The following is a 14,674-nucleotide window of genomic DNA, read 5'->3' as shown; positions in this document are numbered from 1 at the left end:
TGCCGGCTTCATCAAACTCGGACACAGAGCATAGTTGGTGAAGGAAATTTGAGTGCTAGGACAATGCTTATTGCTCAGGCTCCGGGGGAAGTGGAGGATAAGCAAGGATGCATGTTTGTGGGACCTTCCGGTAAAATATTAAATGAGTTATTTTCGTTTGCAAAGATCAATCGAAGCGATATTTACATCACAAATTTGTTGAAATGTATGCTGCCTAATTGTAGAAAACCCAAGCAGGATGAAATTCAACTTTGTTCATATTTTTTGGATATGGAGATTGAGTTCATAAATCCGGAAATATTAGTCCCATTGGGCTTTTATGCAACAAATTACATCTTCGAAAAATATTTTTTTCCCAGAATTGCTAAGTCGGATTTCGCTGAATATGTTGGAAAATTATTTTCTGTCGGGAAGAAACAAATTTTTCCTCTTACCCATCCCGCGGCAATTATTTACAATAAATCGTTATTAGAACCGACAAAGCAATCTTATCGGAAGTTGGGGGAATTAATACAGGATAAATACAAAAATATTCAGTAATTTCACAACCAAAAATTTGCTATAATGCACTGTCAAAACTAATATTTAAAAAGTTTGACACTAAAAGCACGCAACCACAATTTTAGTAAAAAATAATAATAAATTCGGAGGAATTTAATGCTGAAAGTTCCCAAAGAAAATATCAGGAATTATGCCATAATCGGAGCGAGTGGTGCTGGAAAAACTTCGCTTGCAGAAACCATGCTTTTCAATGCAGGCTCTATAAACAGGCACGGTACGGTGGATGATGGCACGACCACAATGGATTATATAAACGAAGAAATTGAGAAGAAGATGTCCCTCAGATTGTCCGTTGCAAATCTTAAATGGAAATCAATCAAACACAACTTAATAGATTCCCCTGGTTACAGCGATTTTAAAGGAGATCTGATCAATAGTTTGCGTGGTGTGGAAACTGCTTTAGTTACTATTGAGGCGGTGAATGGGTATGAAGTCATGACCGATTTCGCCCTGCAATATGCGTCTAATCTCGGTAATACAAAAGCAATTATCATTAACAAAATGGATAGAGAAAATGCAAAATTTGATGAAATAGTAACAAAAGTTGGCACGCTTCACGAAGAACTAATTGTTCCTTTACTAATTCCGATTGGTCTTGGGCACGATTTTAAGGGAGTAGTGAATGCTATCACGAAAAAAGCCTTCATTGATGGAGCACCGGCAGATATACCCGCTGATTTGGTTGATAAGGTGGATGAACATCACGAACATATTGTTGAAGCCGCAGCAGAATCCGATGATGCTCTTATGGAAAAATATTTTGAAGAAGGTTCATTGACCCCCGAAGAAATAATTTCGGGCTTGAAAAGTATTTTTGTCAAAGGGAGAGCTATCCCGATTCTATGCTGTTCTGCCACCAAAAATAATGGTGTGAAAGAAACAATGAACCTGATTAATGATTTTTTTCCTTCTCCCCAAGATAGCCATTTTCTTAAAGTACGTGGAGTTGATAAGGAAGAGGAAATCAATCTTGATGAATATGATAAAAAATTGGGTTATATTATCAAATCCGTTTCCGAGCAAAATCAGGGCGATATTTCCATTATCAGAATGTATTCAGATTCTCTTAAACCTGGTGATGAGTTTGAAATAAGTGAATCTCAGACAAAAAATAAAGTCGGACAGGTTTTTAATATCTGTGGAAAAGTAAGACAAGAGACTGATATGATTTCCGAAGGTGATATCGGAGTAATGGTAAAAGTGAAGGGAACTCAAACCGCACTGTCTATAGGAGAAAAAGGTGCAACTTTTGTTGTGAAACCTTATGATTATCCCGAATCTGTTTTTTGGAAAACAATTCATGCCGCGAGTCAATCCGATGAAGATAAGATTGGAACGGCTTTGTCAAAAATTATGCATGAAGATCCCTCGATCGTTTCAACCCGCGATTCTGAAACAAAACAAAATATACTTTCCGGACAGGGTGAATTGCAGATAAATCTCATTATTAAAACTTTGGAAAATGTTTATAATATTCATGCCGATCTCACAACGCCGAAAATACCTTACAAGGAAACGATTACCGGTAAGGCTCAAGTGCGATATCGCCATAAAAAGCAATCCGGCGGACACGGGCAATACGGCGAAGTTTATATTCGGATAGCCCCTAAACCTATTGGTGAAGGATTTGAATTTATCAACTCTATCGTCGGTGGAGCGATTCCGAGCAAGTTTATCCCGGCAGTGGAAAAAGGGCTTGTAGAAACCTTGCAGGATGGAATTATTGCCGGCTACCCAATCGTGGATATTAGCGTTGAACTTTATGACGGAACTTTTCATGACGTGGATTCTTCTGAAATGGCTTTCAAAATTGCAGCAAGAAATGCACTTAAAGATGGCTTTGTAAAAGCAAATCCAATTATTCTCGAACCGATTCATGAAGTAAAAATTGTTGTCCCTATGGAAAATATGGGAGATGTGATGGGTATAATCAGCAGCGTGCGCGGTAAAATTCTTGGAATGAGTCAGGAAGGTAACAAGCAAATTATTAATACTGAATTACCTCTTTCGGAACTTTATGAATTTTACACAACCCTAAAATCTTTGACTCAAGGAAAAGGATATTTCTCACAGAAATTCGGTTACTATCAAAAATTGCAATCTGATCTCGCTCAAAAAGTTATTGCTGCACATCAAAAGGAAGAATAAATAATTATTAATCACAAGGTTGTTCTGGTTTTCCTTATAGCACATATTTCTTCAATATGTGCACTCATTCATTTTTCCGGAACAACCTTTTAATTTAATTTTTTGGAGGATCCGTGTCTGGACATAATAAATGGAGCTCGATAAAACATAAGAAGGGCAAAGAAGATGCAAAACGTGGAAAGATTTTCACGAAGATAATCCGTGAGATCACTGTTGCAGCTCGCAGCGGTGGTGGTGATCCGGAAGCAAATCCGGCTCTCCGTCTTGCTGTAAGCAGAGCCCAAAACGCAAATATGCCCAAAGATAATATAGAACGAGGTATTAAGCGTGGCACCGGTGAATTGGAAGGCGTGAACTATGAAGATTTTCTCTACGAAGCCTATTCTCCGGGTGGCGTCGCCTTGATTATCGTGGGGCTATCCGATAATAAAAAAAGGACAGTCTCCGAAGTGCGCCATGCAGTTACTTCTCATAACGGGAGTATGGCAGAGAAGGGCTCGGTTGCCTGGAATTTCCATCAAATGGGACATATATTTATTCAAAAAGATAAATACGATGAAGATGAACTTATGATGACTGCCCTTGATTGCGGTGCGGATGATTTTGTGGCTGAGGATGATATTTATCTAATTACAGTCAACCCTCACGATCTTCAAAAGGTAATAATTTCCCTGGAAAATGAAAATATTAAGATTGATGATTTTTCACTTGTTTACGAGCCTAAAAATACAGTAAAAGCAAACGATAGTGCATCCCAGATAATCGGGCTGATAAATGAACTGGAAGACCTTGATGATGTTCAAAATGTTTTTGCAAATTTCGATATTGATGATGAGATTTTGGAAAAGATAGCCGTTGAATAAGCAAAAACCATTAATACTCGGAATTGATCCGGGAACCACTGCTACAGGATACGCATTTCTTCAGATTGAAAATCGCAAAGTTATTCCAATTGATTACGGTGTAATAAAGGTAAGCAGGAATCTCAATCTGCAAGCAAGAATTGAAAAAATCTACGAAAGAATTTCAGAATTGATCAAACTTTATAAGCCGGATCAGGCAGGGATTGAAAAAATATTTCATGCAAAGAATGTTCGCTCGATTTTATCTCTCGGAGAAGCCCGTGGTGTAATATTACTCGCATTGCAACAGCAAAAAATTCCAACTTATGAATATTCTCCCCGAGAAATCAAAAAAGCCGTAGTCGGCAATGGAAATGCCTCAAAACAGCAAGTCCAATTTATGGTAAACGCAATTTTAAAGATTAAGGTTCCCGAGAATTCTTATGATGTTTCCGATGCCCTTGCTATCGCCCTTTGTCATCATCACAAATTAAATGCGAAGATTTAATAGACCACTAATCACATAAGGTATAACCCATGCTTGAATTTATTAAAGGTGAAATTCTAGAAAAAAAATCAACCTATATTACCGTTGAAAATAACGGAATCGGATACAAAATTAATATTTCCGTTAATACTTACGATAAGATTCCGAAAAAGGGCAACATCGGAAAAATATTTCTCCACCTTAATGTAGGCGAAAAGGATTTTACCCTTTACGGTTTCCATTCCATTGTCGAACGCAGCGTTTTTGAATCTTTGATAAAAGTATCCGGTATCGGGTCAAAAATTGCCATTTCAATCCTATCGGGAATTTCCATATCAAATCTGCTAAATGCAATTTCAGAGAATAATGTTAAATTACTCACAACCGTCCCCGGCATTGGTAAAAAGACGGCTCAACGCCTTATTGTAGAATTGAAAGATGTTTTTGATAATTTTGCTATTCCGGATCGCAAAGAATATCAGGTCTCCAAAGAAAATCAAGGTATTGTTACCGATGCTCAGAATGCCCTGATATCGTTGGGTTATAATCGTAATTCCGTTATAAAAGAAATTCGGAATTTTATTACAAATAACAAAGCTTATTCTTCCGAAGAGATTGTGAAGTTTGTTATAAGAAAGTTTTATAAGTAGATGAATACACGCGATTTAACATTTTTGGCACTTAGAGAAGTTCTAAGCAGAAATAAAAATTCTGACCAAGTATTTGCGGAGATATGTAATAAAAATGCTCTTTATGGAAGAGATAAAAAATTCTTCTATGCTATGACTAAGGGAATAATAAAACGAAAAATATATCTGGACTACATCATTGATTTTATACGTGCGGAATTTGGATTTTATATCGAAAACGATGATTTGAGGAATGTTCTTCGATTGGGATTGTATCAGCTGATTTTTATGGATTCCGTGCCGAACTATGCAGCCGTTAGCGAAACTGTTAATCTCTGTAAATCGCAATATAGCAAGAAATCCGCAGGAAAGGTCAATGCATTTCTTCAGAAATATTTGCAGAATAAAAATATTGAACTTCCAAAAGGTAAAAATGCGTTCCTTTCTGTGAAATATTCCTTCCCTATTTCATTAATCCGAAAGTGGTTGCGAAAATATGGTGAAGAAGATACGATTAAAATGTGCAAATATTTTAATGCACCGGCGAAATTACATGTACGTTTTAATCCCGACAAAATATCTTACGAGGATTTTTCCAAGCATTTGGATTCTCTTGAAGTGAAATATACAAAGAGCGAATATTTTCCGTATTTGATCAGAATGGAGCAAAATTTTGATTTTATTTCTGATGAGATGTTCAAAAAAGGTTTTTATTATTTGCAGGATGAAAGCACGGTTTTTCCACCCTTACTACTTGATCCCCAAAAGGGTGAAAAAATACTGGATATTTGCGCTGCCCCGGGCGGAAAGGCTTTTATGATGTCTGCAATCTTGCACGATTCAAACCAGATTTATGTTAATGACGTTTCTGAAGAAAAATTGGAAATCATCAAAGAAAATGCAAATCGTTTGAAATGTAACAATCTGAAATATTTTTGTGAAGATGCTCGCGAATTTCATTCATCTGAAAAATTCGATAAAATTCTTGCTGATGTTCCATGCTCCGGTTTAGGAGTTATGAGACGAAAACCGGAAATAAGATTGAGGTTTTCGGCAGATTCTCTTCTCCAACTTCTGGATATGCAGCAACAAATCCTTGAAAATTGCGCAAAATTAATCAAAACAGGTGGTGTAATAGTTTATTCCACCTGCACATTTAATGGATTTGAAAATGAGAATCAAATAGAAAAATTTTTAGATAAGCATAAGAATTTTGTCTTGGATTCACCGGAAGCATTTGTTGATAAAAATGTTGTAATTGACAAATATATAAAAACTTACCCGTTCAAACACGATATGGATGGTTCCTTTGCAGCTCGCTTGCGAAAGGTAAATTAAATTATGAAATTTATAAAAACATTTTTTTTCGTAATTGTTAGTTTTATTATTATTTTCTTATTGGGATTTGTAATTTCCAGCGGTTTTTTGAAAATTTACACTAAACACAGAAATGAAGTGAAAGTGCCTGAACTTGTAAATAGTGATTATAAAAATGCTAAATATGAACTTTATAAGGTTGGGCTTTATATTGATAAAATCGGGGAACGAAATAGTCAGGAAATCCTCAAAGGCAGTATTATTACACAAGACCCGCCCCCACAGGCAGTTGTGAAAACAGGTTACACAATTGAAGTGATCGTGAGCAATGGACCGGAGTTAGTCCGAGTGCCTGATCTCGACAACCTGACTGCTGCCGAAGCAAAAATCCGTTTGATCAATAACGGCTTGAACATCGGCAAAATTGACTATTCATTTTCCGATGCAATTAACCACGGTAAAGTAATTTATAGTGACCCCATCAGTGGGATGAATGTGCCTAAATATTCAAAAGTAAATATTATTGTTAGCCTCGGGAAAATAAATAAACAAATTGATGAAAAAAATAAATATGATTCACTATTAGAAGGTTTGGATTAACACAAAGAAACAGATTAACCACCAAGGACACAAAGAAAGATTAAGGCAAAAAGCAAAAAGCAAAAAGCAAAAAGCAGAAAGCAGAAAGCAGAAAGTAAAAAAAAGTAGCGTGAGTCCTATCACGGAAGTCAAAGAAAATGAAAAATATTAATTTAAATTCAATTCGTGAATTCGTGGCTTACAAATTTTCGTAATTAGATCATAAAAAGTATTAGATGATAAAAAGGAAAGGTAAAATATGATTTCAAAATATGATGCAAAAACGATAAAAGTATTGAAGGGTTTATCCGCAGTTCGCAAACGTCCATCAATGTATATCGGTGGAACCAGCGAAAGAGGGCTACACCACCTCGTTTATGAAGTTGTGGATAATAGCATTGATGAGGCGATGGCTGGTTTTTGTAATAAAATAGTTGTGAAACTTAATAAGGATGGTTCAGTAACAGTTACGGACAACGGGCGTGGAATTCCGGTTGGTTTACATAAGGAACAAAATATTCCGGCTGTACAGGTTGTGATGACCATGCTCCACGCCGGAGGAAAGTTTGATAATAAATCGTATAAAGTTTCCGGTGGACTTCACGGGGTTGGCGTTTCCGTGGTTAATGCGTTATCGAAAAAATTGGAAGTAAAAATATTTTCCGGAAAGAAAATTTATAGTCAATTTTACGAAAAAGGAATTCCTATTTCTAAGTTAGAAATTATTGGCGATACGGATAAAACAGGTACGGAAATCACTTTTTCAGCAGATGATGAAATTTTTGAGACTACCGAATTTAGTTTTGATTATCTTTCATCCCGATTGCGAGAATTGGCTTTTTTGAATAAAGGTGTCCGCATAATTCTTACAGATGAAAGGGATGGCAAAGAGCATGATTTTAAATATTTGGGCGGTATCAATTCATTTGTCAAATATATAAATCAAAATAAAACCAATCTTTTTAAGGATCCGATTTATATTAAAGGCACGGAACAAGACGTTGAATTTGAAGTTTCTCTTCAATACAATAACACTTATAAAGAAATAATTTACAGTTTTGCAAATAATATAAACACTATCGAAGGTGGGACGCATTTGAGCGGATTCAAGGCTGCTCTAACGCGTTCGGTTAACGGATATATCAAAAAAAATAATCTGGCAAAAAATGAAAAAGAAAACCCTGCCGGAAGAGATATTCGTGAAGGAATAACTGCGGTGATTAGTGTGAAGTTGCCAAATCCACAATTTGAAGGACAAACAAAAACAAAGTTGCAAAATTCCGAAATAGATGGCATAGTGGGTTCTATCGTTTATGAAAAACTTACTGATTTCTTTGAAGAAAATCCGCGTGAAGCCAAAGAAATTGCTAAAAAAGCCATAATTGGTGCTCGTGCCCGAATTGCCGCAAAACGAGCAAAAGACCTTACAAGACGAAAATCCGTTCTGGAAAGTGGAAGTCTGCCGGGAAAATTGGCAGATTGTTCAATCCAAGATCCTTCTCAAACCGAAATTTTTTTGGTTGAGGGAGATTCTGCGGGTGGATCAGCGAAAATGGGAAGAGATAGAACTTTTCAGGCAATTCTTGCTTTGTGGGGTAAAATGCTGAATACTGAAAAAGCAAGAATTGATAAGGTGCTGGATAACGAGAAAATCAAACCGATCATTCAAGCCCTTGGTGCAGGCATCGGAAATGAGTTCGATATTTCACACCTTCGGTATAACAGAGTAATTATCATGACAGATGCGGATGTTGACGGTCAGCATATTGCCACTTTATTGCTCACATTTTTTTTCCGATATATGACACCGCTCATAGAAAATGGAAATGTTTATATGGCTAATCCACCTTTATACTTGATTAAACGTGGTAAAAGCAAAAAATATGTTTACAGCGATGAGGAAAGAGACAAAATTTTAACGGAAATCGGAGACCAGAGAGTATCTATTCAGAGATATAAAGGATTGGGTGAAATGAATCCCGATCAACTTTGGGAAACAACATTGAATCCGGAAAAGCGTATTCTTACTGCTGTTCGAATGAATGATGCCGTTGAAGCAGAGAGGATATTCACCCTTCTAATGGGGTCGGAAGTTGAACCCCGCAGGAATTTTATTAAAGCTAATGCAAAATATGTTGAAATAGATGTATAAGGTGAAAAGTGAAATATGAAAAGTGAAATGTGAGTTTTTGCTATTTACATTTCCCTTTTTATTAAATATTTAAAATTTATTAATTTAAAGAATGGAGCAATAGATGATTCATAATAGGACGAGAGTGAAAAAAGTTGAAATTGAAGATATTATGAAAAAAGCGTATATAGAATACTCAATGAGTGTAATAGTTTCCAGAGCACTTCCTGATGTTCGTGATGGACTCAAACCTTCTCAGCGAAGAATTTTATACGCTATGCATGAATTGAATTTAAAACCGGGAAAAGGTTTCCGAAAATGTGCAAAAATTGCGGGTGATACTTCCGGAAATTATCATCCTCATGGGGAACAAGTGATTTATCCAACCCTTGTTCGCATGGCTCAACCGTGGAGCCTTAGATATATGCTGGTTCGAGGACAGGGCAATTTTGGCTCACAGGATGGCGATCCGCCTGCAGCAATGCGTTATACGGAAGCCAGCCTTGATCACAGTTCAGTAGAAATGATGGAGGATATAAATAAAGAAACAGTTATTTTTAAAGAAAATTATGATAGCACTCGCAAAGAACCTGTCGTTTTTCCTTCCAGATTTCCAAATCTTCTTGTTAATGGTTCTTCAGGAATCGCTGTGGGAATGGCAACAAATATTCCACCTCATAATATAAATGAAGTTTGCGATGCGCTTAGTGCTCTTATTGATGAACCTGATATTGAGCCTTTGGGATTATTGAAATATATAAAAGGACCTGATTTTCCAACCGGTGGTTATATTATCGGAACTGATGGCATTAAAAATTATTTTCTTTCAGGTTATGGAAAGATTACGGTTAGAGCAAAAGCTGCTATCGAAATTCAGAAGAACGGTTCTGAAAAAATCATTGTAACAGAAATTCCGTATCAATTGTCAAAGACCTTGTTAATCGAAAATATTGTTAAACTCGTAAAAAACAAACGCATTGAGGGAATCAGCGATATTCGAGATGAATCCGGACGACAAGGCATGCGGCTGGTTATCCATATCAAGAGAAATGCTGAAGGAAATGCGGTGCTGAATAAATTGTATAAATATTCACAATTGCAGGGAACTTTTGGGGTGAATTATCGTGCCCTTGTAAAAGGTGAACCTAAAATACTTTCCCTGAAAAAGTCACTTCAACATTTTATTGATTTTCGGCATGAAGTTATTGTTAAAAGAACCAAGTTTGAACTTGATAAAGCCGAAAAACGACTTCACATTTTGGAAGGTTATCGGATTGCTTTGGATAATATTGATGCTGTAATTGCTACAATTCGGGCTTCGAAAAGCAAGGAAGATGCGAATGTGAATTTGCAAAATAAATTTGGATTCACAGAAATTCAAGCAAATGCAATTCTGATGATGCAACTTCAGAGACTGACAGGAATGGAACGTAAAAAAATTGATGAAGAATTTAAATTACTTATTAGAATAATTGAAGAATTGAAAAATATTCTCGAAGTCCGTGTTCAAAGAATGGATATTATCAAAGAAGAAATAGACGAGATAAAAAAGAAATATGGTGATGACCGACGAACAGTTATTCTGCAAGGATCAGCAGATATTGAAACTGAAGATATGATCGCTGACGAGCAAATGGTTGTAACTATTTCGCATACAGGTTATATAAAAAGATTGCCCATAAATACTTATCGAAAACAAGGTCGTGGCGGTAAAGGATTAACAGGCTCTAACTTGAAAGATGGTGATTTCATTGAAAGCATGTTTGTTGCATCTACCCATGCATATATTCTCTTCTTCTCGAATTTTGGAAAATGCTATTGGCTAAAAGTCCATCAAACTCCTCGATTGGGCAGAACCGCTCGTGGACAAGCAATCGTAAATCTTTTACAAGTTGAGAAAAATGAAAAGATCGAATCTTATGTAACGGTAAAAAATTTTGATGATCCCTATTTTGTGATAATGGTTACTAAAAAGGGAAAAATCAAAAAATCTTCTTTGGAGTCTTTCTCTCGCCCCCGTTCCAATGGGATTATTGCAATGAATCTTAATGATGATGATAGTCTGATTGATGTGAAAATAACAGAGGGAGATAATGATATTATTCTCTCTACAAAACACGGTTTTGCAAACAGATTCAGCGAAAAAGATGCTCGCCCAATGGGACGAAATACCCAAGGCGTGAGAGGAATAAATTTGCGAGATGAAGACGAGGTTGTCTCTATGGTTATCGTAAAACGTGAAGGGACTTTACTTTCAATTTCTGAAAACGGTTATGGAAAGCGAACTCAAATCGCCGATTATCATCGTACAAAACGCGGAAGTAAGGGCGTTATTACCATCAAAACTACCGAGCGAAATGGAAACCTGATCAGCGTGAAAGAGGTTGTGGACGATGACGATATTATTATCATTACCAATTTTGGGAAAGTTATTCGTCAGCATGTAAGCGATATTTCTGTTATTAGCAGAAATACTCAGGGAGTACGATTGATTACTCTTAACGAAAATGATAGCGTTGTGGATGTGGAACGTGTTATCCATGAGGATGAAGTAGAAGAAAATGACGATGAAAACGGGAATGATGATAAAACAAATGGGGGAAATATAAACGATAAATCTTCAATTCAAGCAGAACTTGATCTTTGAAATTTATGAAGTAAAATGGAAATATGCCTTAATTTGAATATTCGTTGTATTTCAACTCGGAGGAAGAAATAGAAATGACAAGTTAATTTCTATATTCAAGAAAAAAATAAAATTTTTCAAAGGTATCGAAATATTAAATCCTCTTGATTTTTCAGATCGTATTTAACAGGATTCTTTCTGCACACCGAAACATCGCACACACCAAGAACATCTTGATGTATTTATAAAATATGAGAAAAATTCTCAAAAGATTGACATTGATTGCTATGCTATTATTTGTTGCCTTAATTAAAAAGTGAGGTAAAATATGTTATTAGAATTTCAAGTAGAGAACTATTTATCATTCAAAAAGAATGCTAAATTAAGTATGATTGCTTCTTCATCAATCTCCAAAAAAGAATTACCCGACTCATTAATAAGTATAGATAATATTACTGTTTTAACTAGTGCTGCAATCTTCGGAGCAAATGCTAGTGGAAAAAGTAATTTTTTAAACGCAATCGGTTTTATGAAGAATTTCATTTTTGAATCTGCAAAAGAAAGTACTTTTGGTAAAGAGAATGATGTTAAAAATTTTAAATTGAGTGAAGATACTGCGACTAAACCTTCTACATTTGAAATGACTTTTATGGTAAAAAATATCTCAAACTATACTCCAAAAGAGCACATTATTTTTAGATATGGTTTCCAATTAGATCGTTATAGAATCAAATCTGAATGGCTTTTTGCACGATTTACTTCATTAGAATCCAAATTGTTTACTAGAGTTGAAGATGATATTCAAATTGGTGAAAAATTTCGAGAAGGAAAACAAGTATATAAAACTGTAGGAAGTATCAATAAAACTACCCTGTTTTTATCATTGATTGCTAATATCAAAGGAGAAAATGCACCTATAACCGGAATGTTAATGAGCTGGTTTCGTGATTTAAGGGATGTTACAGCTATTGCAAATAGCAATTTCTTTGGTATTACAGCTGATTTAATGAATGATAAGAAAGTTAAGAACGAGATTCTGAAATCATTAACTACAGCAGATATGTGTATTGAAGACATTATTATTAATAAAAAGAAACTTGATTTTAACCAATTACCAATGGAAATTAAGCAAGAAATCAATGAAAAAAATTTGGAAGAATGGTTTTCATTATCGCTAAAAACATTTCACAGCAAGTACAATTCTAAAAAACAACCGATTGAAAAAGTTTCCTTTGATTTTGAAAAAGAAGAATCAGATGGTACAAAAAAATTCTTTGCAATTATTGGACCTATTTTAAGTGCGTTAAATATGGGATTGGTTCTTGTTATTGATGAAATTGACGCAAGATTACATCCTAATTTATGTTTAATGTTAATTTCTCTATTTAATTCAAAGAGAATTAACAGAAAAAATGCTCAACTGATTTTTGCTTCCCATAACACATTAATTTTGAATAAAAATATTTTACGAAGAGATCAAATTTATCTTATTGCGAAAGATAAATATGGAGTTTCCGATCTATATTCTTTGCTCGATTACAAGAAAGTAAGAAATGATGCCTCATATAATAAAGATTATCTAATGGGAAAATATGGAGCCGTTCCTTACATAGGTAACTTTGAATCTTTATTTAGTGAGTAAGAATAATGGGTAGTAATAACATTTATTGGTTAAAAAAAAGAAGAAAGCTAGAACGTAAGTCTAAACTCGATCGAGAATATAAAAATAGCATTTTGATCGTATGTGAAGGCGAAAAAACAGAACCTAATTATTTCAAAGCATTCCCTGTATCAGGAGTAAAAGTAGAAATTCTCGGTAAAGGAAAAAATACAAAGTCTCTTGTAAATGATGCTGTCGCGGAATGGAAAAAAAACGCTGAAGAAGGCAAATATTTTGAAAAACTATGGTGCGTTTTTGATAAAGATGATTTTCTCCAAGCAAATTATAATCAAGCGTTTGAGACTGTTAAAAGCGAAGAAATAAGATTAAATAAAAAATATAAGAAAAAAAAGGGTAGAAAAATCACCATCAGAATTGCTTATTCTAATGAAGCTTTTGAATTGTGGTATTTATTGCATTATGATTATCATACTAGTGGAATTAGCAGAGCAAGGTACAGCGGTATGCTTAGCCATAGAATGAAAAGAAAATATCGCAAAAATGATCCGGATATGTACAATTTTTTGCTTGAATTATCAAATAAATCAAGTAGTTGTCAAGGCCAAGAATTTGCTATACAAAATGCGCAAAAACTCAGAAAAGTAATTAACGGCAAGCAACCGTATAATCACAATCCATCGACTTCAGTTGACCTATTAGTATTAGAGTTAAATAACTATTTAAAAAAATAAATTTGTGTAACAAAAATTTCCACATTCAAATAGGAAGAAATGCAAGTAGAACATGGCTGGCTTAAGCATTAACCACAAATTAAAATGCAAAATTACAAAACATTCTCATTCTTAAAATTTTTTGCCGTGAGAAAATATCTGATTATTTTTCTTCCAGTCATTCTCATCATTGTCGGCTGCATGCAAAAAATCGTCCCCATTGCTTCCCAGAATGTAATAATCCAAGAAGAATTCGGGGTGATAAAAACAGAATATTATGACATTGCGATAAAATATCAACTTTGGAACGATACTCCCGGAGATGTAAACGAATATTTCACAACTTTCTATTTGATCTATCGCAACAAATCCGGAAAAAGTAGTGATATAAAAATCGAATCATTTGCCCTTCTCGACAGCAACAATGAGCAATATGACCTGTTCACAAGCGGGGAAGTTGTGCGTTTTATGTATGGTGACGATGTGGATTTACAGTTGGATTATCTGGCAACTTTCCCAAATGATTCGGAGGAGGTTAGGAATTCAATTAAGAATCAAATTAATTCCAGAACAGAGGGAATCAGGAATATCAAATCAAAGGCATTTTCTTTTTCTCCGATTCGAGCACAAGCCAGAAAAAGCGGTTACCTTTTTTTTCAGAAGATTGGGATTAAAAAAAATTCAACTTTCAAACTCTTTTTCAACGATCAAGAAATCAAATTTCAGGTGCAGAAAAATGGATAATGCCAAGAATGGAAAATGGAAAACGGAGCAGACTTGAGTTTAGCCGCCAAATTGGTAGATGGACTTCAGAATACGACCAGATAATAGATAACGGATAACGGAAAATGCAAAACGAAAATCATATTACGGAGGAACTCTAATTAGAGTCTGTCTGTAAAGTGCTATTTTTCGACCTCACCCCGACCCTCTCCTATCGAGGAGAGGGAGACAAAAGTTCCCCTTCTCTTTGAAGAGAAGGGGTTAGGGGATGAGTTGTAAAAAGGATGAAGAGTATATTTT

The 14,674-nt window shown here is 35.1% G+C and carries 12 protein-coding genes; all 12 read left to right on the top strand.

Features of this window, described 5'->3' with window-relative positions; translation table 11 throughout:
* Positions 1–540 (top strand): uracil-DNA glycosylase (locus U9P79_06155; GenBank protein MEA2104205.1); only part of this gene is annotated, 540 nt, incomplete at its 5' end.
* Positions 541–657: 117 nt separating this feature from the next.
* Complete coding sequence (gene fusA, locus U9P79_06150; protein ID MEA2104204.1) at positions 658–2,709, top strand: elongation factor G; 2,052 nt, start codon at positions 658–660, stop codon at positions 2,707–2,709.
* A 113-nt stretch (positions 2,710–2,822) separates the two neighbouring features.
* Positions 2,823–3,572 (top strand): YebC/PmpR family DNA-binding transcriptional regulator, encoded by a 750-nt coding sequence (locus U9P79_06145; protein MEA2104203.1) that lies wholly within the window; start codon positions 2,823–2,825, stop codon positions 3,570–3,572.
* Entirely contained in the window at positions 3,565–4,059 is a 495-nt protein-coding gene (gene ruvC, locus U9P79_06140) for a crossover junction endodeoxyribonuclease RuvC (GenBank protein ID MEA2104202.1), read from the top strand. The genes U9P79_06145 and ruvC overlap by 8 nt, the downstream gene beginning before the upstream one ends.
* Positions 4,060–4,088: 29 nt before the next feature.
* Positions 4,089–4,688: a Holliday junction branch migration protein RuvA gene (gene ruvA / locus U9P79_06135; GenBank protein MEA2104201.1), complete on the top strand. Its 600-nt coding sequence runs from the start codon at positions 4,089–4,091 to the stop codon at positions 4,686–4,688.
* Positions 4,689–6,005, top strand: coding sequence for a 16S rRNA (cytosine(967)-C(5))-methyltransferase RsmB (rsmB, locus tag U9P79_06130; protein MEA2104200.1), 1,317 nt, complete (start codon positions 4,689–4,691; stop codon positions 6,003–6,005).
* A gap of 3 nt (positions 6,006–6,008) precedes the next feature.
* Complete coding sequence (locus U9P79_06125) at positions 6,009–6,584, top strand: PASTA domain-containing protein (GenBank protein ID MEA2104199.1); 576 nt, start codon at positions 6,009–6,011, stop codon at positions 6,582–6,584.
* A gap of 238 nt (positions 6,585–6,822) precedes the next feature.
* Positions 6,823–8,715, top strand: a complete 1,893-nt coding sequence (gene gyrB / locus U9P79_06120) for a DNA topoisomerase (ATP-hydrolyzing) subunit B (GenBank protein ID MEA2104198.1) — start codon at positions 6,823–6,825, stop codon at positions 8,713–8,715.
* 103 nt (positions 8,716–8,818) lie between these two features.
* Positions 8,819–11,341, top strand: a complete 2,523-nt coding sequence (gyrA, locus tag U9P79_06115) for a DNA gyrase subunit A (protein ID MEA2104197.1) — start codon at positions 8,819–8,821, stop codon at positions 11,339–11,341.
* Between the two features lie 307 nt (positions 11,342–11,648).
* Positions 11,649–12,962: an ATP-binding protein gene (locus U9P79_06110; protein MEA2104196.1), complete on the top strand. Its 1,314-nt coding sequence runs from the start codon at positions 11,649–11,651 to the stop codon at positions 12,960–12,962.
* A 5-nt stretch (positions 12,963–12,967) separates the two neighbouring features.
* Positions 12,968–13,672 carry an RloB family protein gene (locus U9P79_06105; protein ID MEA2104195.1) on the top strand — a complete coding sequence of 235 codons (705 nt, stop codon included), beginning with the start codon at positions 12,968–12,970 and terminating at the stop codon, positions 13,670–13,672.
* An 84-nt stretch (positions 13,673–13,756) separates the two neighbouring features.
* Complete coding sequence (locus U9P79_06100) at positions 13,757–14,395, top strand: hypothetical protein (GenBank protein ID MEA2104194.1); 639 nt, start codon at positions 13,757–13,759, stop codon at positions 14,393–14,395.
* The last annotated feature ends 279 nt before the right edge of the window (positions 14,396–14,674 follow it).

The organism is Candidatus Cloacimonadota bacterium (assembly GCA_034661015.1).
In the GTDB taxonomy this organism is placed as follows: domain Bacteria; phylum Cloacimonadota; class Cloacimonadia; order JGIOTU-2; family JGIOTU-2; genus JAYEKN01.
This window is presented reverse-complemented; position numbering and strand designations above follow the sequence as displayed.

What these genes read in the sequence shown, in the direction of transcription:
- U9P79_06110 (MEA2104196.1), top strand. Translation starts at nt 11,649, where the DNA reads ATGTTATTAGAATTTCAAGTAGAGAACTATTTATCATTCAAAAAGAAT.
- fusA (MEA2104204.1), top strand. Translation starts at nt 658, where the DNA reads ATGCTGAAAGTTCCCAAAGAAAATATCAGGAATTATGCCATAATCGGA.
- ruvA (MEA2104201.1), top strand. Translation starts at nt 4,089, where the DNA reads ATGCTTGAATTTATTAAAGGTGAAATTCTAGAAAAAAAATCAACCTAT.
- rsmB (MEA2104200.1), top strand. Translation starts at nt 4,689, where the DNA reads ATGAATACACGCGATTTAACATTTTTGGCACTTAGAGAAGTTCTAAGC.
- gyrB (MEA2104198.1), top strand. Translation starts at nt 6,823, where the DNA reads ATGATTTCAAAATATGATGCAAAAACGATAAAAGTATTGAAGGGTTTA.
- U9P79_06100 (MEA2104194.1), top strand. Translation starts at nt 13,757, where the DNA reads ATGCAAAATTACAAAACATTCTCATTCTTAAAATTTTTTGCCGTGAGA.
- U9P79_06105 (MEA2104195.1), top strand. Translation starts at nt 12,968, where the DNA reads ATGGGTAGTAATAACATTTATTGGTTAAAAAAAAGAAGAAAGCTAGAA.
- U9P79_06125 (MEA2104199.1), top strand. Translation starts at nt 6,009, where the DNA reads ATGAAATTTATAAAAACATTTTTTTTCGTAATTGTTAGTTTTATTATT.
- gyrA (MEA2104197.1), top strand. Translation starts at nt 8,819, where the DNA reads ATGATTCATAATAGGACGAGAGTGAAAAAAGTTGAAATTGAAGATATT.